Origin of the sequence: Paenibacillus sp. PvR098, assembly GCF_017833255.1 — a bacterium.
In the GTDB taxonomy this organism is placed as follows: domain Bacteria; phylum Bacillota; class Bacilli; order Paenibacillales; family NBRC-103111; genus Paenibacillus_G.
In genome coordinates this window covers 686,060-706,954 of record NZ_JAFIBU010000001.1, presented here as the reverse complement: position 1 = coordinate 706,954, position 20,895 = coordinate 686,060, and the positions used below count along the sequence as shown (strand labels likewise).

General features: G+C 46.5%; 21 protein-coding genes and 1 pseudogene. 7 read left to right on the top strand and 15 right to left on the bottom strand.

Annotated features, from left to right (window positions below):
• Positions 1-33: 33 nt before the first annotated feature.
• Positions 34-1,038, bottom strand: a complete 1,005-nt coding sequence (locus tag JOE45_RS03490) for a LacI family DNA-binding transcriptional regulator (protein ID WP_210021507.1) — start codon at positions 1,036-1,038, stop codon at positions 34-36.
• Positions 1,039-1,252: 214 nt separating this feature from the next.
• Between JOE45_RS03490 and JOE45_RS03485 the strand changes: the two genes are divergently transcribed.
• The 5 genes from JOE45_RS03485 to JOE45_RS03465 all read left to right on the top strand — a co-directional run bounded on the left by JOE45_RS03485 (position 1,253) and on the right by JOE45_RS03465 (position 6,332).
• On the top strand, positions 1,253-2,863 hold the full coding sequence (locus JOE45_RS03485; protein WP_210021508.1) for a spore germination protein: 1,611 nt from the start codon (positions 1,253-1,255) through the stop codon (positions 2,861-2,863).
• A 12-nt stretch (positions 2,864-2,875) separates the two neighbouring features.
• A complete protein-coding gene (locus tag JOE45_RS03480) occupies positions 2,876-4,078 on the top strand; it encodes a Ger(x)C family spore germination protein (protein WP_210021509.1) in 1,203 nt (400 codons plus the stop codon).
• A gap of 5 nt (positions 4,079-4,083) precedes the next feature.
• Complete coding sequence (locus tag JOE45_RS03475; protein ID WP_210021510.1) at positions 4,084-4,305, top strand: hypothetical protein; 222 nt, start codon at positions 4,084-4,086, stop codon at positions 4,303-4,305.
• 37 nt (positions 4,306-4,342) lie between these two features.
• Positions 4,343-5,443: a GerAB/ArcD/ProY family transporter gene (locus JOE45_RS03470; RefSeq protein ID WP_210021511.1), complete on the top strand. Its 1,101-nt coding sequence runs from the start codon at positions 4,343-4,345 to the stop codon at positions 5,441-5,443.
• A gap of 133 nt (positions 5,444-5,576) precedes the next feature.
• Positions 5,577-6,332: an IclR family transcriptional regulator gene (locus JOE45_RS03465; protein ID WP_210021512.1), complete on the top strand. Its 756-nt coding sequence runs from the start codon at positions 5,577-5,579 to the stop codon at positions 6,330-6,332.
• A 168-nt stretch (positions 6,333-6,500) separates the two neighbouring features.
• Here the strand turns inward: JOE45_RS03465 and JOE45_RS03460 are convergent, their stop codons facing one another.
• From JOE45_RS03460 to JOE45_RS23325, 10 genes and pseudogenes are all read right to left on the bottom strand, one after another.
• Positions 6,501-7,601 (bottom strand): zinc-dependent alcohol dehydrogenase, encoded by a 1,101-nt coding sequence (locus tag JOE45_RS03460; protein ID WP_210021513.1) that lies wholly within the window; start codon positions 7,599-7,601, stop codon positions 6,501-6,503.
• A gap of 32 nt (positions 7,602-7,633) precedes the next feature.
• Complete coding sequence (locus tag JOE45_RS03455) at positions 7,634-8,449, bottom strand: DODA-type extradiol aromatic ring-opening family dioxygenase (protein ID WP_210021514.1); 816 nt, start codon at positions 8,447-8,449, stop codon at positions 7,634-7,636.
• Positions 8,450-8,470: 21 nt separating this feature from the next.
• Complete coding sequence (locus JOE45_RS03450; RefSeq protein WP_210021515.1) at positions 8,471-9,463, bottom strand: ABC transporter substrate-binding protein; 993 nt, start codon at positions 9,461-9,463, stop codon at positions 8,471-8,473.
• Positions 9,464-9,474: 11 nt separating this feature from the next.
• Positions 9,475-10,734: an MFS transporter gene (locus JOE45_RS03445; protein ID WP_210021516.1), complete on the bottom strand. Its 1,260-nt coding sequence runs from the start codon at positions 10,732-10,734 to the stop codon at positions 9,475-9,477.
• A 22-nt stretch (positions 10,735-10,756) separates the two neighbouring features.
• On the bottom strand, positions 10,757-10,975 hold the full coding sequence (locus tag JOE45_RS03440) for a Rossmann-fold NAD(P)-binding domain-containing protein (RefSeq protein ID WP_210021517.1): 219 nt from the start codon (positions 10,973-10,975) through the stop codon (positions 10,757-10,759).
• 35 nt (positions 10,976-11,010) lie between these two features.
• Entirely contained in the window at positions 11,011-11,700 is a 690-nt protein-coding gene (locus JOE45_RS03435; RefSeq protein ID WP_210021518.1) for a class II aldolase/adducin family protein, read from the bottom strand.
• 29 nt (positions 11,701-11,729) lie between these two features.
• Positions 11,730-13,004 (bottom strand): Rieske 2Fe-2S domain-containing protein, encoded by a 1,275-nt coding sequence (locus JOE45_RS03430; protein WP_210021519.1) that lies wholly within the window; start codon positions 13,002-13,004, stop codon positions 11,730-11,732.
• A gap of 233 nt (positions 13,005-13,237) precedes the next feature.
• Positions 13,238-14,302, bottom strand: a complete 1,065-nt coding sequence (locus tag JOE45_RS03425) for an ABC transporter substrate-binding protein (RefSeq protein WP_210021520.1) — start codon at positions 14,300-14,302, stop codon at positions 13,238-13,240.
• Between the two features lie 299 nt (positions 14,303-14,601).
• Complete coding sequence (locus JOE45_RS03420; RefSeq protein WP_210021521.1) at positions 14,602-14,952, bottom strand: hypothetical protein; 351 nt, start codon at positions 14,950-14,952, stop codon at positions 14,602-14,604.
• 28 nt (positions 14,953-14,980) lie between these two features.
• A pseudogene (locus JOE45_RS23325) lies at positions 14,981-15,320 on the bottom strand (BlaI/MecI/CopY family transcriptional regulator).
• Positions 15,321-15,453: 133 nt separating this feature from the next.
• On the opposite strand from JOE45_RS23325, the gene JOE45_RS03415 reads away from it, so the two are divergent.
• Positions 15,454-16,254 (top strand): C39 family peptidase, encoded by an 801-nt coding sequence (locus tag JOE45_RS03415; protein ID WP_210021522.1) that lies wholly within the window; start codon positions 15,454-15,456, stop codon positions 16,252-16,254.
• A 7-nt stretch (positions 16,255-16,261) separates the two neighbouring features.
• On the opposite strand, the gene JOE45_RS03410 is transcribed toward JOE45_RS03415, so the two are convergent.
• Both JOE45_RS03410 and JOE45_RS03405 read right to left on the bottom strand, forming a co-directional pair.
• Positions 16,262-17,002: an urease accessory protein UreH domain-containing protein gene (locus JOE45_RS03410; RefSeq protein ID WP_210021523.1), complete on the bottom strand. Its 741-nt coding sequence runs from the start codon at positions 17,000-17,002 to the stop codon at positions 16,262-16,264.
• A gap of 11 nt (positions 17,003-17,013) precedes the next feature.
• Positions 17,014-17,727, bottom strand: a complete 714-nt coding sequence (locus JOE45_RS03405; RefSeq protein WP_210021524.1) for a cytochrome c biogenesis CcdA family protein — start codon at positions 17,725-17,727, stop codon at positions 17,014-17,016.
• Between the two features lie 190 nt (positions 17,728-17,917).
• Between JOE45_RS03405 and JOE45_RS03400 the strand changes: the two genes are divergently transcribed.
• Positions 17,918-18,676, top strand: coding sequence for a GntR family transcriptional regulator (locus JOE45_RS03400; RefSeq protein ID WP_245246558.1), 759 nt, complete (start codon positions 17,918-17,920; stop codon positions 18,674-18,676).
• 59 nt (positions 18,677-18,735) lie between these two features.
• Here JOE45_RS03400 and JOE45_RS03395 read toward each other — a convergent pair whose 3' ends face one another.
• On the bottom strand, positions 18,736-19,833 hold the full coding sequence (locus JOE45_RS03395; protein ID WP_210021525.1) for a tartrate dehydrogenase: 1,098 nt from the start codon (positions 19,831-19,833) through the stop codon (positions 18,736-18,738).
• A 284-nt stretch (positions 19,834-20,117) separates the two neighbouring features.
• A complete protein-coding gene (locus JOE45_RS03390) occupies positions 20,118-20,852 on the bottom strand; it encodes an SDR family NAD(P)-dependent oxidoreductase (RefSeq protein WP_245246557.1) in 735 nt (244 codons plus the stop codon).
• Between the last annotated feature and the right edge of the window lie 43 nt (positions 20,853-20,895).

Here is a 20,895-nt window from a genome sequence, read left to right as displayed (position 1 = left end):
GCTTCTGGTTATAGAGTTTGCGTAATCGTTTACTCAGCGCTGTAAAGTTGTATTTCTTTTGATTAAAGAAACAGGTACAACGATTTTTCTTTCTGTTAACGTATTTCGATGTTCAATCCTATTCAGGAGAATCTCGGAGGCGACCTCTCCTAATTTGATTTTATCTTGATGAATCGTTGTTAACGTCGGGTGGCTGTGCTCTCCAACCAAAATATTATCGAAGCCGATGACCTGTACCTCTTGAGGAACGTGAATGTGATTTTGCTGTAACGCCTTCAGCGCCCCAATCGCTAACCAATCGGTGCAAGCAAAAATGCCATCAAATTTCACTCCCCGACCTAAAAGGTGCTGCATCGCTTTCTCAGCATGATGTACATCAACGGGGATCTCGATCACCAGATCTAAATCTAATAATATTCCATGTTTTTTTAACGCTTCGCGATATCCGCGGTACCTTTCATTCATCGGGACGATGTCACGTTCATCCTTTACAATGACGATATGCTTGCAGCCTTGAGCAATTAATTCTTCTGTGGCCACAAAGCCCCCGTTATAATTATCGGATTCAACGACAACAAACTCCTGATTTTGCGGATCGCGACGATTGATACAGACAATGGGAAGTCTTTTGATGGTAGCCTCATCCGGGATATTCATGTTACCCGAAACATAGATCAAACCATCCACACCCTTGGATTCCAAATCCCGGACAAACCTTTTTTCTTTCTCATGATCTTCACTCGTATTGCATATAAAAATGGAATACCCGTATGGAACCAAAACATGTTCAATAGCCAGCGCAATCTTCGCGAAAAACTCGTTGGTAATATCCGGAACAATGACGCCTATCGTCTTGGATTGATTGGTCCTCAAGCTTTTGGCCACCACATTGGTTCTGTAATTGAATTTCTCCGCGATCCCCAGCACTCGTTGTTTGGTCTCATCTGAATATCGTCCATTTCCATTCAATACTCTGGATACCGTCGCAACGGACACCCCTGCTAAATCAGCGATTTCTTTAATCGTAATATTGGACATGTTCGCCCCTCGTGAGTAAACGTTTTCTCAATCATAGTCTTATCATAAAGTTTCAGCTTGCATTTGTAAATACATTACTTCTCAGAACAGAATGTGAACCGCAATCATTCACTGTGCAATTATTATATCTATCCTGCTATGGATTTTTTTCGTTAAATTGGTAAACATAACTTTATACCAAATCACTCTGTAATGATTAGGGGGCATGGTTCCAATGAAGTTGTTTCGAAAATGGATTAAAAAAAAGCTTTCCCATTCTCCCAACCAAAAGTCTCCGCAGATTGAGGGTTCAACGTCCGAAATATCGTTGGACACCCGTTTAAACACTAATATCGACGTAATCACACAACGACTAGGAAACAGCACGGATCTAATGATCAGACATTTCATAATGGGCGATAAAAATCAGCAAAATGCAGCGATTTTGTATTTCGACGGGATTACTGATACGAAGTCTGTGCTGGAGCCTCTAGTCATGATCCTGCATGAACAATCGAACCAGCAAGTGCAGTGGCCTATAATCGATGCTGAAGATTTCATTCAACGTCTTTTCGTTCCTGTAGGTTCAGTAAAGATGGTCCGTGACATGACCTCACTTCTGAAGGCAATTCTCTCCGGGGATACCGCTATCTTATTTGATGGCCTGGATTATGGTGTCATTGCTGGTTCGAGACAATGGAAGGAGCGCAGTATAGAAGAACCGAATACCGAATCAGTGGTTAGAGGTCCCCGGGACGGCTTCACGGAGTCTTTACGGACTAACACTTCACTTTTGCGCAAAAGAATTAAAAATCCGGATCTTTGGATGGAAACCCTTCAAATCGGACGAGTCACCCAAACGGATGTCGCCATGATGTACATCAATGGAATCGCAAGCCCGAAAGTAGTGGATGAAGTACGCACGCGTTTGAATTCAATTGATATCGACAGCATTTTGGAGAGCGGGTATATCGAAGAATTTATCCAGGACAAAACCCTAACCGTATTTCCGCTGGTTTATAACTCGGAGAGACCTGATGTCATCTCGGCTGAATTATTAGAAGGAAGAGTAGCCATTCTGGTGGATGGGACGCCTTTTGTATTAATTGTACCTGCGCTGTTCGTTCAATTTTTACAGGCTTCAGAGGATCATTACCAACGGTGGGATTTTGCCACGTTCATTCGGTTGATCCGTTATGCAAGCCTTGGCATTGCGCTTGTTGCTCCTGCGCTTTATGTCGCTATTATCACTTTTCATCAGGAAATTCTCCCACCCCAACTTCTAATGAATCTAATCGCAGCACGGGAGGATGTCCCATTTCCCGCGTTCGTGGAAGCCATGATCATGGAGATCACCTTTGAAATCTTAAGAGAAGCTGGAGTAAGAATGCCCAAAACGGTCGGACAAGCGGTATCCATCGTGGGTACACTCGTCATAGGTCAAGCGGCAGTGGAAGCCGGGCTTGTTTCCCCGGCTATGGTGATTATCGTTTCATTAACGGCAATAGCCAATTTCGTCATTCCTTCGTACAGTATTGCTATTTCCTTACGACTTCTACGCTTTTTTATGATGATGCTGGCTGGTTCCTTAGGCATATTCGGTATCTTGTTAGGGTTGTTTATCATCGTTTTTCACTTATGCAGCCTTCGCTCTTTTGGGGTGCCGTACTTGAGCACATTCGCTCCGTTCCATCTGGATGATCAAAAGGATGCCATTCTTCGTGTACCTCGTTGGGCTATGTTTTCAAGACCTTTTTACACGAAAAATCGAAACTACATTCGGATCGGGTCGGAAACGATTTCTCCAAACCAAGACCTACATGGAAAGGATAGCTCCAATTCATAAAGGAGGTTTCCTATGATTTTAAATTGGTGGAAATGGCTGTTGATTACCGGATTGATCCTGCTGTTGACCGGCTGCTGGAATCGTACGGAACTCAATGAGCTGTCCATAGCGGTGGCCATGGGATTAGATATATCGGAAGCTGGTCAATATCTGGTTACCGTGCAGCTGGTCAATCCCAAAGATATTGCCTCCAAATCCGGGGGAGCTGGCGGCTCACCGGTATCCACGTTTCGTTCTCAAGGCCGTTCCGTTTTTGAGGCTATTAGAAGGATGACAACCAAGTTGAATCGAAAAATTTATCTAGCCCACCTTCGTATGCTGGTGATTGGTGAAGACTTGGCAAGGAAAGGAATTGCGGATCCCATTGATTTTCTTTCCAGAGATCATGAACTAAGAACGGATTTTTATGTCGTCATAGCCAAGCAAGCAAAGGCCGGGGACATCCTGGATATTTTGACACCTCAAGAAAGAATACCAGCGAATAAAATGTATGGTTCTTTGGAAATGTCAGAAAAAGCATGGGCAGCCACAGGAAAAATGACGCTGGACATGTTAATTAGCGACTTGCAAAGTGAGGGCAAGAGCCCTGTTTTAACAGGTATGTTTATGGTGGGCCCTCATAGTAAGGGGCAGAAAATGGATAATTTACAATCTTCAACCGTTGCTACCCTCTTGCAATATGACGGCATTGCGGTATTTAAAAGCGATAAGTTGATTGGATGGCTAAATGAAAACGATAGCAAGGGCTATAACTTTATTCAAGGAAAGGTTAAAAGCACGGTTGGCGTTCAAAAATGCCTTGGGGGAGAAGTTGCCGTTGAGCTCATTCGAACAAAAACAAAAATTAAGGGACATTTAACGAGCGATGGAGAACCGGAAGTAAGTATAGAAGTTTATGCCGAAGGTAATGTCGGGGATGTCACATGCGACATCAATATGCTGGATCCCTCTTCGATTCAGCAAATCGAACAGATCAGTGCACAGACCATAAAGGCATCCATACAGGATGCGGTACGAAACACACAAAGGCGTTATAAGACCGATATATTCGGATTCGGAGAAGCACTTCGCCGAGCATACCCCAAGCACTGGAAGCAATGGAAACAGAATTGGGATGACACATTTGTTAACCTAAAAGTTCAAGTAACCGTTGACGTAGATATCCGCCGAACCGGAACGATTAATCAATCCGTCAAATCCCGTGTAAGGAAGTAGATCCCATGTGGCCCATTATCTTAGCCGTCGCCGTTAGCATCTTTGTAATCCTACTGGAACTACCGACGCTGTATAAAAAAAAGCAGTACAAAGAAATGGTGATATATAGCTCATTAACGATCTCATCATTGACGATCTATACCATGCAAACGCTGAATTACCGTCTACCCAATCCACTTGAACTCATTTCGATGATGTATAAAAGATTCTGGTTCATGGCTGGATAAGTTAAGAGTGCGGTTCGTTAGCAGAAAGGAGTCCATCATGAAAGAAAATCGGGCTATAGGGGTTCACCAATTTACGGTCCTTGTCATTTTCTTCGGCATGGGCACATCCATCCTGATAGCTCCATCTCCCCTTGCAGCTGTTGCCAAGCAGGATGCCTGGATCTCCTCTATTCTTGGAATTCTCCTCGGGCTACTGCCGATTGCAGTCTATGTAGCCCTATCTAGCCGGTTTCCCCATAAAACCCTTATGGAGATGAACGAATTGGTTTTCGGTAAATGGTTAGGCAAGGCCGTGTCTTTTCTTTATATTCTGTTTTTTTTAATATTAAGCTCTTTGCTGCTTGGAGATATCGGATATTTTCTGACTACAGATGTGATGCCTGAAACCCCCATTGTTTTTATTATGGCTTGTCTGATGGTTGTCGTGATTATGGGGACTCGTTTAGGACCGGAGGTCATGGCCAGGGGAGCGGAAATTTTTTTCCCTTGGGTAGTGCTGCTGCTGGTTCTGCTCATTCTGATGTTGCTTCCCAAAATGGATGCAGTAAAAATTCAACCCGTATTGGAGAATGGATGGATGCCGGTAATCAAAGCGGTCTTTCCTTTTTTTAGCTTGCAGGAATACGTCATCTTGATGATGATATACCCCTTCGTAAAGGTTTCGAAAAAAGCAGGCCATGCCTTTTATTCCGGGTCCCTTATAGCTGGTGCTGTAATTATTATCATCGTATTGTTGTGCATCCTAGTGTTGGGACCGGACTTAACTACGGTGCACAACTATCCCAGCTTTATCCTTGCAAAAAAGATCAGCGTCGGAAAATTTTTTGAACGTGTTGAGATCATTATTGGGGGCATATGGTTTATTACCATAACATTCAAATTAATTTTATCCTTCTTCGCGGCAGCTCTCGGAGCAAGTCAAGTATTTCGATTGAAATCCTATTCCTTTCTGACCATACCGCTTGGCATGTTTACGATTGTCACCAACTTACTGATTTATACTAACATCGTTTACGTGAACGATTTTATCCAACGGGTGTGGCCGGCGTATGCCTCAACTTTTATGCTTGTGCTTCCACTTGTGACATGGATTGTGGCTAAGCTTAGAAAGAAATCGTGTCAAAATGAGCCTTCCTAAGATCGTATGGCTGTTGTTACAACGTGTTCCCCTATACGGCACAATACATTTCAACTCCCAAAAGGGTATGTCATAATCATTATGTAAGCGAATACATAATGGCTGAAAAATCATTTTCAAGGTGGTGTTTTCATTGGCATACCAAGAACCTCTTTCATCAGTTAACAATGCGATCCGTATCTTGCGGGAGTTTACCCTAGAAGATAAAGAGCTTGGCATCACGGAGCTGAGTGAGCGTTTAGGATTGGCCAAAAGCACTATTTTCCGGTTAGTTAGCACGCTTAAGGGGAACAATCTTGTGGAGAAAAACAAGTACACCCATAAATATCATTTAGGAATCGGCTCGTTCGAGCTTGGTTTTGCCGTATACCACGGCAATGAGCTTCGGTCGATAGCGACTCCACTCTTGAACAAGCTGATGACAACATACCGTGAGGCGGTTCATTTAGGCGTTTACGATCGCGGAGAAGTCGTGTTTTTGTGCAAAAAGGTTCCTGATGATCATAACGGAACCGTATCGAAAATAGGAAAACGAATACCAAGCTACTGCAGCGCTTCAGGCAAAGTTCTCCTTGCTGTACAATCCGAGCAAGAAATCCAGCGAGTCGTCCAAAAAGGACTTAACCTGCATACGCCCAAAACCATCACTAACGGTGAATCGCTCATCGAACAACTGCGAGACGTGCGCAAAAATGGCTATTCCGTAGGAATGTCGGAGTATAAAAACGGAATTTGCTCCGTAGCTGTTCCGGTGCTTAGCAACACTGGCCTGGTCATCGCAGCCGTCAGTCTAGCTGTAACCAAATCGTATTTGTATCCCGAACAGGTACAAAACTATGTCAAGGAATTAAAGACCTACAGCAGGCTGATCACTGAGCGGCTCAGTTAGTTGCAGGTCATTTCGGCTAATACAAGAAATGCTCGTCAATGGGACGGGATGGATTCATTCCATCCCGTTTTTTGTATTTGGCAGTAAATGGACTAGGTCCGTCTTCGACTCAGGCTGCTTACCCTCTCGAAGCAAAAGATGCTGCATCAACTCATCAAACGCGGGATTTTATCTTTTCTTCCCGGGCGATACGGTGACAAGAAGCGGACCTGGATCGCCTTCTCCCCCTGCCGTTTTTAATGCCATGTCCGTTTCCTCCAACGCGTAATCGTGAGAATTCATGATACGCAGCGGAAATTTGCCCGAAGCGATAAAATCGACGGCCATTTGTACCGATGTATAGCTGTGTCCCCTGACGCCTTTGAGCTGAAGTGTTTTCGTAATGACCCTGTCGATGTCGAATTCGGGGATCATCGTGTATTTGTAGGCTCCAAATAGAACCATTCCGCCACGACCGGCAATAGCAACGGAGGATAACACCGGCTCTGTGCCGCCAGAGGTTAAATCGATAACCACATCTGCCATCCGGCCGCCAGTGATTTCACGGACCCGTTCTTCCAAACTTTCAGTTTGGATATTCACAATATGATCGGCACCGAGGCGTCTGGACAAGTCAAGCCGGTTCATACTGGTAGTTCTTCCGGTGACAATAACACAGTCAGCCCCGGCCGCCTTTGCTGCGAGGGTACAAGCCAACCCTTGCTGACCGGGTCCCTGTATGACAACCGTTTTTCCGGGACCTACGCCGCCCTGCAGTGACATCCATTCAAACCCGTTAGCCAAGGGTAAGGTAAGGGCAGCTTCTTCCGGAAGAACATGTTCAGGCATCGGATGCAGCACCGAGTTCGGATGAAGATACATAAACTCGCTGAAACCGCCCCACAAGGAGGGCCGCAGGTCCACAGGTGTAGCACCGTATCGAATACCGCCAGCTCTTGGATCCGTCGTTTGGCAGGAGCGATACATGCCCATCCGGCAAAAAGAGCATTGGCCGCAAGGAATATATTCCTCAAGTACTACCCGATCCCCCTCCTTCACCCCCCAACGCGCAGCCGCCTTTTCCCCTACCCGCTCAATAAAGCCGACAATATGGTGACCCAGTATGCGAGGGGGTTGTGATTTCTTGTAGTAGGATACATCCGTTCCGCACACGCCTACGGTTTCGATTCGAAGCAGTCCGGAATCATCCGCTACCTCGGGCAGGTCGAATTCCTGCAGCTCTGTCGTTCGAACTCCGGTCGTGACAGCGGCCAATGATGTTCGCTTCATGAAATCAACCTCTTTTCATTCATCTTCATGGCTCACCCCGCCATAGGCTCAAAAGTAATCACCGCGTTACCGCTTCCTGACGACTGGGCATAGCCGTGGAAGGTAGCCTTGTAATTGCCGCTGCCTTCCATTACGCCAAGAAGGATGGCCAGGTGACGACCGCCTGACTCTACTCCAGCTATCCGTGCATATTGCGGCAGCATTTCGCGAGCCTTATCGAGGCTCCCCGAAAGCAGGTACTCCGTAAACTGCTGGTCGAGCGCCTGCTCGGAAATCGTCGGCATTTTCTCTGGACCTCGCACCAGATTATGGGACAGTGCTCCGCTGCTGACGAATACGGCTTTTTTCTCACTGTTTTTGAGAGTCTCACCTACAATTCTCCCCCACTCAAACGTCTCATCCAGGCTTGCCGCCCAGCAAACCGACAAGTCGATGACCGGAAGATTTTCTTTCGGTACCAAATAACGCATCGGTACCAATGTTCCGTAATCCCAGACATAGGCATCGTCGCGAAACGCAAGGATCGGCAATCCCGCTTCTTTTCCCGCATGGACCAGCTCTTCCGCCAGTACCGGATCTCCGGCATATTGGTAGCGCACATCCGCGATCAAATCGGGACACTCCACCGCGGTCAAAGATCCTTGATGTACTGCGGCACAGTTCACATAATGATGAAATGTCGCCGGAAAATGACATGAAATGCTGACGACAACGTCAGGGCTTACTTTAAAAAGCTCCTGGGAAGCGATATGCATCGCGCGGATCAGTGGTTTTTGGAACTCGGCGACGCGGTCTTCGTGACAAATGCGCGGCATATGGGCAACCAGCATATTTAATTCAAGAGACATGAACATCACGCCTTTCTTTTTTTAAATGGTGTACTGCTCCAAGGTCGACTTCACAAATAAATCTTCCACCGAAAGCTTGTTTTTGATGAGACCCTGTTCATAGGAATAGCTGACCAGCGCTTCCAGGGTAGCGCGGTTTTTCTCTAATCCATAAGGCCAGAAATCATCGCCCATCAGTTGCTTTGTTTGCTCAATCTCCGCTACGAGCCAAGGCAGCGTCACTTTTAAGGCCGCGGTTTGATTGAAGCCCTCGTACACCTTGTTCTTCGCCTCGACGAAAGCCTGATACAGGTTTTGTGCAGCCCACGGATTCTGTTGCAGAATTTCGTTTCGAACGGCTACCACATGCATAATCGGGAAAATACCGGTTTTGCGGAAATACTCCTTTTCAACGGATACATAATCTTCGAACAGACGCTTGACGCGCGGTGATCCCTTCAAGAAGCAGGACGGAGCGCGCGGAGCAATAAACGCGTCCAGTTCGCCGCACTCAAGCATTTGGTTTAGCGTCTGTTCCGGACCAATCGGCTGCAGGCGAATGTCAGCCGGAAGCTCCAGCTTGAACTTTTCGACGCGGCCTGGGGTCTCCTGCCCCCCAAAGAACCAATCCACCTCGGACGGATGAACACCATATTCATGCTGCAAAAATCCGCGAATCCAGACGCAGGCGGTCAGCTGATACTCGGGAATACCGATGCGCTTGCCTTTTAAATCCTCCGGTTTTCGGATACCCGATTCAACATTCACGTAAATGCCGGAATGACGGAAAAACCGGGACGGAAATACCGGAATGGCCGTAAAATTCGGAAATCCGCGGTCCCTCGCAAGAAGGTAGGAAGAAGCCGACAGCTCAGCAACATCGAATTCCTGATGGCGCATCATGCGGAAAAACGTTTCTTCCACCGGCATGTTGAGAAAGTTCAGTTCAATTCCCTTGGGATGGACGGAGCCGTCCACTAACGCTTGAACACGGTCGTAGTCCCAACAGGCGAAGCTTAAATTTAACTTGTTCATGGTGATCCCCCTCACGTGGATATGGATTGATTATTGCCAGATGACACTTCCTCTTTTGGAGCAAACAAGATGAGCAGATTCGCAATGATAATCGTGCCGGCAACAAAATAAAATGCAGCAAACAAACCGAACTTGTCGGAAATGATACCGCCCAGCAATGGAGAGATCGATTGGCCCAGGGATTGCATACCGAACAGGATACCTATGCTGGTCCCGGCCATTTTTTGGGGAGATGCTTCCATCAGCCAAGCCTGCATCACGGGACGAACCGCATAGAGAAAAAATCCGAGAACCGCGATAAATACAATGAATAACGGTGATTTACCCAAAACCGCCATGACGATCAGAATCACGGCACTCATCGCCATGCTTGTCACCAATACCTTTTTGCGTCCCCACTTATCGGACAAATGACCGGATATCGGAGCGGCGATAAAACCTCCCATCTGGAGCAGGAATAAGCCTACTCCGACCCATAAAGGAGAGAAATCCAGTTCATGCGCCAAATACAACGGGAGAAAGGTAAGCAGCGCGTTTTGCGTCATGGAACGGAAAGCGGAGCTCGTTGAAATGAGCACCAGACTGCGGTTTTGTACCAGTCCCTTCAGTCCGCTGAAATATTCCTTTATGGTTTGTCCTTGCTTCTCTTCACTATCCGTCGCCTTTTGTTTTTTGGAGTCTAATTGTGAATTCCGCAGCAAGATCACAATGAGCAGAGCGATCAAAACGCCAGGAATGATATTGATCACAACGATTTGCCTCCAAGTAAATATAGCCAACATCGCACCTATCGCCAGCGGAGCGAGCGCATCGCCCACATTGGCTCCCATGCCGTGAACCGATAGGACAAAGCCTCTCCGCTTCGGATAGCGCTGAGATAATGTAGGGATCGCCGTAGGATGCCACAGGTTGTTGCCTATGCCGACCAGCGAGATGCAAAGGAGCAGCATCCAATAGGTGCTCGTAAAATTCATGAACAAGTAGGGGAATCCGACCCAGAAGAGCGACAGTGCCATAAGAAGACTTTTTTTGCCAACCGTATCTACCAGCATACCTCCCGGCACATTGGAAATCGTGCTCGCAATATATTGAAACGTAATGATCATCCCGGTTTCGGTATAGCTGAGTCCCAGCTCTTTGCCAATGATCGGAAGCAGCATATAAAAAGTGGCTGGATACCAATGGGTTAATCCGTGACCGATCGTGATCAGCCACATGTCCTTCAAAGAATGTGACGGCGATGCTTCAACGGGTTCAATCGATTCACTCAAGCGATGATATCCCTCCTTTGGTTTACCACACTTGTATGATGTCGGAAGCTCCGACCGCATTCCACAGGTTCATCACCCTAAAGCCATCCTGCTCAGCCCGAGGCCACATGATGTCCCTTTCTCGCAAGCCAATGACGACCTCAAAGCCTTGCTCCCGCAGCCGCTTTGCATATTCGGCCCCGTCCTCACTGTAGCCGAGCACGGCAATTGTTTTTCCTGCAAATTCATTATGAATCGCCATGATGTCTTCCCCTCTCTACGGAACAAATCGGAAGATTAGTGCCGTATTTTTACCTCGTAATATTCCCATACCTTGCGGTAAAGGGCAGGCTTCCCTAAATGACGGGCACAGGCTTCGATTTCCTGATCGTTTAGTTCATAGGGCTTGCCCATGGCTTGAGCCCTGTACTGACGCTTAGCGTTCTCCTCCAAATATATGCACAGGGCGAACGCCTCTTCGAGCGTGGACCCGGTTATGACGCTGCCGTGAGACTTTAACAGCGCAATGCGGCTGCCCCCAAGCACCTCGGCCAACCGGCCGCCCAGCTCCGGCGTGTTTATGGAATCAATGCGGTCAAAGGTCGGAATCTCACCCAACAGAGCCGCTTGAGGAAACACAGGTCTAAGCGGTGTCCCCGTCATACTGAAAAAGGTCGACCAACGAGGATGGGCATGGATCACAGCCTGCACGTCGGGCCGTCTTTTATAGATTTCCGTATGAATGTGATATTCCATCGGAGGAGCTTCACGCCCTTCCAGCTTTGTCCCGTTAACATCCATGGTGACGATATCTTCAGCGCTCAAATCGTTTCGGGTACTCGGCCCTGAATTGATCAGGATTTGCTCTGTACCGGGAATACGTACGCTGCAATGGCCGTTAAAGTCGATGATTTCCGCCCGCTCCAGCATCAGAATGCTTTGAACAAGTCTCTTTTTTAATTGTCCGGAATCGGTAGTGAATACCATATCCTTCCTCCCCTCTGCTGGTGGGGCGCCTAGAACTTGGCCGTCATTTCTTCGAGCAGCCCCTCTTTCCAATCCACACCTTTAGGCAGAAACTTATCGCAGCCTCTAACCTTGCTGTGTGTGTCCGGCTCTGCTCCGCGCGGCGTTCTCCCTGCCTCAACGTCTCTGGTCGCCTCCAAAAGCAGCTGGCGCGCCGCAATAATGGCGGTGTCGGCGGTACCCAGCTTCTCCTTGGTACGGTCACAGAATGGCAGCTCCATCGTTTCCTGCAGTGCGTAGTCCTGGGTGTTGATACCGGCGATACCCGTGAAGGTTTGGGTTCGCTGCACTTCACGGTCAATGAAGTAGTCATTGGAAGGATTGCGCACCAGTTTGTATCCCGGCAGCATATCTTCTTGCCCACGGCCGAAATCCGTTTCGTGCTTCGTCACAAATTCAGGGGTGAACGGAATATTGACATCCGATGAGTACAGAATGTTGTACACCCATACATTAGCGTCATCGACGGGCACCCACAAATGGCCTGCGATGGACGGAAATTCTTCCCTTTTACCATCGGTCCAGCGGATCATGGCGCCCCTCATTTGCTGTGCCGGCATAATAAATTGATAAGCCCTGACATAATTATTGTGTTCCTTTAAGTCACGAATGCCAGCGTATTTGAAGCCGTAATTGGTTTTGACCACCTCTAGCTTTGGCGCGGTGGCCCTTGTCCGCAGCGCATTTTTATCCGCAATGTTATTGTTATGAGCAAATGAGGAATGGGAAGTATCAATGCCCCCTTCCAACGCCTGAAGCCAGTTGCATGCCTCGAAGGTTTTCGATACATTGCGGTAATTTTCCGGCGCTCTCATCCATTCGTAATCCGGGAAACCTGGCTGCTGCTCCTCCGGCCCCATATAGGTCCAGATGATCCCCGCTTTTTCATAGGTAGGATAAGACGTCAATTGGACGCTATGCTTGAAATCACTGGTCGGCGGCTCGTTCGGTGTATCCAAGCATTGACCGCTAGTATCGAATTTCCAGCCGTGATACACGCAGCGGAGGCCGCATTCTTCATTGCGTCCCCAGAACAAATGGGCCCGGCGATGAGGGCAGTACGCATCGAGCAGTCCGACTTTCCCATTCGTATCGCGAAACGCAACCAAATCCTCCCCTAGGATTCGGACACGAACAGGCGGGCAATCCGCTGCCGGCAGCTCTTCGCTTAAGACAGCGGGAATCCAATAACGTCGGAACAGCTCACCCATCGGTGTTCCCGGGCCTACCCTGCATAGCCTCTCATTGTCTTCTCTTTTTAACATATCCATCTCTCCCTTGATTTCTTAGATGAGGCTAAATCATTGCCTTAAGTATAAGGGCTAACCATCTCCCTAAAATCCCGGAGTTCTTATATGGTGAACATAATGAAAAAAAGGTTTCGTTCCTAGCACCGGAGCAGCCGGTTTATGCTGCATCCCCTATAACTGTCTATTCTTAAATGAGAAGCAGCAGAATAAAAAGAGCGCCCAAACAGCTCGGGCAGCTCTTAACGCAGTTACTTAGCATAAAAACGTTCATCCACCACTTTATCGACACTGATCTCTTTCGAAAGAGCCCCTGTTTCCTTTACCGTATCGATGGCCCATTTCATGCCTTCGATGTTCATTTTACCCTTGTCCGCAAGTGCCGGCAGCACGAAATCGAACGATTTTTCCGCATCGGCTTTCTTCATTCCCAGCTCCGACATGGCGATTTGCAAGGCTTCTTCGCGATTGGCGCTATCCTTGATAAACTTCACGGCCTCGGCATGTGCCGACATAAAGGCATAGACAACCTCCGGCGTATTTTTTACAACGTCTCCATTGACAGCGATCATGTTGTGATTATACGTCTTGAGCTCGTCGCGCATTAAAGACAACCTGGTGAAACCGAGCTCTTCGGCCTTCAAATCTGTGGGCTGGCTTAAAATGGTTACGGACGCCTGACCTGTCTGAAGCGCCTGCAAACGGCCCGCGTTCTCACCTGCGTTGATGAGTCGTACGTCCTCGTTAGGCACTAACCCGTTTTTCTTCAACCAATATTGCAGCTGAATGTCTGTTCCGTTACCCGGTACGTTGCTCGCCGCTGACTTACCCTTCAGATCACTGGGGCTTTTGATATCCTTTGACACAAAGATCGAATACATCGACTTATCGTCGAGCGTGCCGATCATCTTGACGTTCGCGCCTTCCGCTACCCCGGTAATGACCGACTCCGGAAGCGTGGAGATAATCGGATATTCTCCGGTTTGAAGCCCCCTTAGAGCCAGGACGCCGCCTTTAACATACTCGAGATTGACTTCCAGATTGACGTTCTTATAAAATCCTTTCTTTTGTGCCACGTAAATCGGTAGGTAGCTCATGTTTTTCGAAGGAAGCCCCATCTTAATCGTGGTCAGTTGATCCGGCTTAATCTTCACAGCCTCTGCAGCTTCTGGGCTTCCACTCTTACCCTCTGATGCAGGCAAATCAGCCGTCTGGCTCCCGCATCCTGCAGCCGTCAATATCAGCGAGGTGCATGCCAGCAGCGTCAGCATGAGCTTTGAGGTCCCTCTCAACGAATTTTGAATCAAACTTTTCATCCCATTCGATCCCCCTTCAGGTGTCGGCAGCTTCACCGCAATTGCCCAATCACAACATCATGAAAGCGCTGTATAAATATTGCGGAAGGACCAGCTCCAACACATTTTCATTATCCGTCCTCTTCCATAAAATACCTTTCAATGAATGATAAAAATAGGGTCGGTTCTTTTATAATGAACAAAACCAAGAGAAAATCTTTTTCAGAATACGGTTCTTAAACGGTGTTTCGCGTCAGTTCTTAAGCATAAAAACAAGCTGACATCTGCGGGAATGCAGACGCCAGCTTGCTGTAAGTCGGTTATGTATGGATTTCTTTGAGATTCTTGACTCCCGATTTCGTAAGTACTCTACGTAATTCTTGCTTTAATTCCAAATCTACTTTATCGCTTGCTTCTACGTTTTCAAATGCTGATCGTGCAATGTCGCCATTCTTGGGATTGCTGAACAAGGCATAAGAGTTTTTCATCTCATCGATAAATTGCTGTACATTCTCATTATTGGCTTCGAATGAGAATTGAGAGATCAATTCCTGCAGCTTTCTACCTTTCTCAGCTTGTTTAGCTAATCTTCGTCTTCTATATCTCATAATAAAAATAAAGACGACGATATTCAATATGATCAGTGTTACATTCAAAACATTACCTTCCACAAGGGCACCCTCCTGTGACCATGATCTGTTATGTCTTCTTTCTGCTTTTCATCTCATTGATTTTATGCTCGAGCCTGGTAATCAGTCCCTCGTCAGCATGATCCAAAGCATCGATGAGATGATTGACGACAAGCCCTCCATATTCCTGTATAAGTCCATAGGTAACGGCTTTGGTCTGTTCCGATAGAAATTGATCTTTGGACTGCAAAGGTTCGAAGGAAGTGAACCGCTTCCTGATTTAAAATCGTCTGCATATCTCGAACAGTGATTCCCTCTGAAGACCATAGAATCGTCATGATGCGCGATTCGAGCGGGCCGAAAAAATGATTCAATCCTACTTCGTTCATATTGAACTTTTTAATCTGCATGATTTTCATATCCCGTACTTACAGATTGTAGTATAAAGAAATCGTCTATGTCAATGACTCAAGGATTTTATTCTCACTACAAATTGTAGTATAATTTATGTGCGTTTAAAATCAAACTAAAGCGGATGATATCATGATATTAAGACGTATAAAAACTTTTTTAGGTGCGCTGCTCCTGATCGGACTCGCCTTTTCAAGTGCGATTATGCTTTTCCTGTTGTATATGAAAATAATCGACAATAATGAACCTCCTCCAATCTACGATTCATTTAGTCCGGCAGCAGCGCTCTCCGATATGAATTCATTGGAGGATGAAGATAACAGAAAAAAGCTGTCCGCCATGATCGATGCTCCTATAATTATGCAAAAACCAGAGCTCTTTAATGGGTGCGAAATTACAGCGTTAACCATGCTGTTTCAGTATAAAGGAATTAAGAAAAACAAAATGGAGCTTGTTCCTGAGATGAAAAAGGATTCAACCACAATTCAGTACAATCCAAACGGAACAATTAAATATTGGGGAAATCCGAATCTCGGATTTGTTGGAGATGTGACCGGCAAACAAAAAGGGCTTGGAATATACCATGCCGCATTATCTGAATTGCTTCTTAAATACATCCCGACAGGAGTCGATTTAACAGGCAGCTCATTCGATGATTTGGAGCGACAAGTATCCAACGGCATACCCGTTCTTGTATGGACTACGGTTTCTTTTACAGTACCTGCGGATAAACAGTGGGTGGTATGGGACACCTCCATCGGACCTATTCGAACAACCTTTCAGGAACATACCGTGCTGCTAGTCGGCTACGATGAGAAGAACGTTTACGTCAACGATCCATTGAGCGGCAGAAAACAGTTAAGAATTGAAAAAGAACGATTTATTGCTACTTGGGAAGCATTGGGTAAACAAGCTTTAAGCTATACGGAATAGCTTAAAGCTATAAAGCCCAGTACGTCATGGTGTCACCTATTCCAAACATGATAAATAATATACCCGCCAATTTCTGAATCCAGCTTCCCCATCGTCTTGCACGTTTGATCATAACGCGATCCAAACCGAACCCAACGGTTAGCCCGGCAAACAGTAAAAATGGCATAGCCGTACCTACAGCAAAAATAGACGGAAGAACGATGCCATAGGAAGATTGTAAGGTGAGCGGCATTAACGTTCCGAAAAATAAGACAAACATCGTAGGACAAAAACCAAGGGAAAAAGCGACTCCCAAGAGAAATGCTCCACTTTTGCCGCTGGTCCGGTCGAAGAGTTTTTTGATCGATTCGGATATGCGATTTCCCCATTGAAATGGAATGGATATCCAGCCTATCATAAAGAGTCCGATAAGGATAAGCAGCGGTCCCAGCACTTTTCTTGCAAAAGCAAAGTAAGGAATAAATTCTTTGGAAATCTGCTGACCAAAAAACCAAAAAACCGTGCCCAACAAAATAAACACTACGACTTTCCCAAAAATATACATGGATGTTTCAACCCAGGACAGCTTTCCTTGGAGCTGCCGATTTCCAAAATATGTGATGGCAGCCACATTGGCTGAGATTTGGCATGGGGCGACTGATCCGACAAAGCCTAGAAACAGCGCAGCAATCAGAGCCATATCCGTATTCGCCGCATGAACGAACGGTTCACTTAAAAAAGCACTGACCTGACTAAACAATGAATACATATCGTCCACTCCTAAAAGCCGGTAAATCCGCCGTATTGATCAATAAGAAATATAGTGATCGTCGTCATTTTATCGGTATAAAGCAATATTCCCGTAAGTATCATAAATGCCCCGCCTATTTTCGTCATAAGAATGGAATATTTCAAAATCCACTTCATTTTTCCTATAAAAAAAGCCATGATAAAAAATGGGAGTGCAAACCCCACCGTATAAGCCCCTGTATACAATACCGATTGACCCGGATTGCTCACGCCTAAGGCCAGCACGGATGCCAAAATAGGCCCTACACAGGGCGTCCATCCTGCCGCATAGGTGATACCAACAAGAATCGAACCCATATATCCCACTGGTTTAGCGTTGTACTGAAATCGCACTTCTTTCATCAAAAACTTGGGCTGCATAAAGCCCAGCATGACAAGCCCCATCACTATGACCAGAATGGCCCCGAGCTGCCTGATCAATTGTTGATTACCGGAGAACAAATCTCCGAGCAAACTGGCCGATAGCCCCAGCGCAAAAAATATGATTGAAAATCCCAAAATAAAGAAAAACGTATGCAGCAGAGCTTGCCTCTGAAACATCCCTTTTCCTTCTTTCAACTCTTTGACTGAAACCCCGGTTACATAAGAAAGGTATGATGGGTATAAGGGTAGGCAGCAGGGAGAGATGAATGATAAAAAACCTGCTCCAAACACCAGCCATAAAGTTAAATCTACTGTATTCAACAGTTCACCTCCTCATATAACTACATTATGTATTTTTCTTTAGTTAACACTACATATTGTAGTTTAAACGTCCCAAGAGAGTCAATGTCAGATCCGTGTCCAATTTGCCTAATTGAGTAATTCGTTTACTTTTTGTTATAATTTAATGAAAGTAAGAATCGTCAGCCTATCGAGGATGTGTAAATATTACATGGAAAAACGACCGTTCATTCCTCAGCCGAATGGTAATCATCAAGAGAACATGAACCGCGCTCTCTCTCACCATATGCAAATTAATTTATCCCACCTGTACATAAGCGAAGAAACGCGATTGCCGCAGCGTGCATACTTAGCCGTTCGCCATGCGATACGGCATCTTCAACTGTCTCCCGGTCAGACGGTATTAGAGAGAACATTAGCGGATATTCTTGGTATGAGCAGGACCCCCGTCCGCGAAGCACTTGTCCGTCTGGAGCTGGAGGGCTGGGTACGTCTCATTCCGCGCCGGGGCTTTGTCGTTGCGCCCATTGTGGTTGATGACCTGCAGCAAATCTACGAAGTCGTGGAAGCGCTGGACGGTATTGCAGGCCGACTCGCTACTGGCCGCGTCACTCCTGAGGAGCTTCAACAGCTTGAACTTCTCATTGAGAAACAGGAAAACGCACTGGCAAACGATGACCTGCTTGAATGGACGGATCTGGATGATCAATTTCATAACGGAATTGTAGACTTGGCCAAAAATCCGCGTCTTCGAGGCATTATGGATAATCAATCCGATCAACTTTATCGCGCCCGATTATTTACGATACAACATAGGCCCCAGCCTACGCGTTCTATCATGGAGCATAAAGCCATCCTGGCGGTTATGAAGGCCGGCGAATCCGAAGCTGCGCGGACGATGCTTCAATCTCATCGCTTTAGGGCGCGCAATGAAATTTTAGAAGTACTTCGAAATATGCCCCAAACCTAAACCAACATAAAAAGAGCTGGAGTGGATGTGCAATACATCTACTCCAGCTCTTTCTTTATTTAAACCTGTGCAACCTGATTGGATAAATTCGCTATGATAGCTCCGGTTACTTCGCTCGTTTTGCAAGTTCCGCCCACATCAGGTGTTAGCTTTCCTTGTCTCGTCGTCTCCTCGATCGCACGATTGAGAAGAGCAGCTTCCTCTCGAAGGCCAAGATGTTCCAGCATGAGCGCCCCGCTGGCAATGGTTCCGATCGGATTCGCAATGCCTTCCCCAGCAATATCCGGAGCAGATCCATGGACGGGCTCGAACATGCTTGGGTAACGTCTGTCCAGGTTGAGATTGGCGCTGGCTGCAAGCCCTAAGCTTCCCGCAAGCGCACTGCCCAAATCAGACAGGATGTCTGCGATCAGGTTGGATCCTACAACAACTTCCAACGTTTCCGGTTTCAATACAAAGCGGGCCGCCATAGCGTCAACAAGCCATTGTTCGGTTTCTACGTCCGGATACTCTTGGCTAACACGGGCAAACACTTCATCCCATAGCACCATGCCGTATTGCTGAGCGTTGCTTTTCGTTACACTGGTCACTTTCTTCCTCTTACGAGTACGGGCGGTCTCAAATGCGTAACGGATAATTCGCTCGCACCCTTCCTCCGTAAACACCGATGACTGAACCGCCACTTCTTTCCCTTTTCCCCGGCCTGTGAAATTCCGTCCTCCGAACCCTGAATACTCCCCTTCAGAGTTTTCGCGAATCAAGATCCAATCCAGCTCTTCTACATTAGGATGCCGAAGCTTGCTTTCCACCCCTGGCAGGAAGCGAACAGGACGGATATTGGCCCATTGATCGAATCCTTGGCAGATCGCAAGTCTCAATCCCCACAAGCTTACATGGTCAGGGACACTTTTCCAACCTACAGCTCCGAAATATATGGCATCATAGTCTTTCAGCTGTTCCAAACCGTCTTCTGCCATCATGCGGCCGTATTTGGAATAATATTCGCATCCCCAAGGAAACGAATCAAATTCAAAAGAAAACTTGCCGTTGGATGCTTGAGCAATATGCTCGAGTACTCGCTGCCCTTCCTGGATCACTTCTTGTCCTATTCCATCACCCGGGATTACTGCAATTCGAAAATGTCGTTGGTCACTCATAATTCGGCCTCCTGCCATCATTTTGTATCTGGATTTGTTAAATGATTTCATATTATTATTATCAATTAATGTATACGTTAATGTCAATACATTTTATAAAATTTTACATTATCACATTAAAATATCATATATATGAGGATTAATTAGAACAATAGATATGAAACCAAGTATTTATATTATTTTAACGCATACGTAATATTGAAAATATGTAATAAAAAAAGAGACGATGAATCATCGTCCCTCGAATCCAATCATGTTATTTAAGGCTGAGCACTCATCCGCAGTTAGATAAACATACCGCCATCCACTTTAATCGTCTCTCCAGTCACAAAATGAGAGTGAGCAATTACGGAAAAGACCACATTGGCTATATCCTCGGGGCTAGCCACTTTGCCGAGCGGTGTTCCTTCCGCCAAACGCTTCACATGATCCTCCTGCCCTTCAACCCACCGGGTTTGCACAATCCCCGGAGCAACGCTGTTCACTCTCACCTCAGGCGCCATCACACGGGCCAGCGATTTGGTTACACTGATCGCAGCCGCTTTAGAGGCAGCATAGGCAATGGAGCTGCCCAACCCTGTTAAGCCCGCCACCGAAGTAATATTCACAATACAGCCCCTCTGTTTCTTTAACTCAGGCGCCGCCGCACGACAGCAGAAGAAAAGGCCTTTCACATTGACATCCATGACCCGATCCCAATATTCCTCCTTTAACCCTTCCAGATCTTCGTGCTTCACAAAATCAGTAACTCCCGCATTATTGACCAGAATGTCCAGACGCCCAAAGGTATCGATCGTTTGTTGAACCATTTCCCTTACCTTCTGATCATTCGATACCGTAGTTTGAACCAATAAGCATTGGACGCCCAATGCCTCGATTTCCTTCTGCGTCTCCAATGCTTCCTTCTCTGACTTTGAATAATTGGCTGTGATGCGGACTCCTTCTTGGGCTAAACGAATAGCAACGGCTTTCCCTATACCTGTAGCCGAACCGGTAATCAGTGCTACTTTTCCTCTCAAGACTTTTCCCCCTAGCTCATACTTAAGATTCATCAAAACAAAT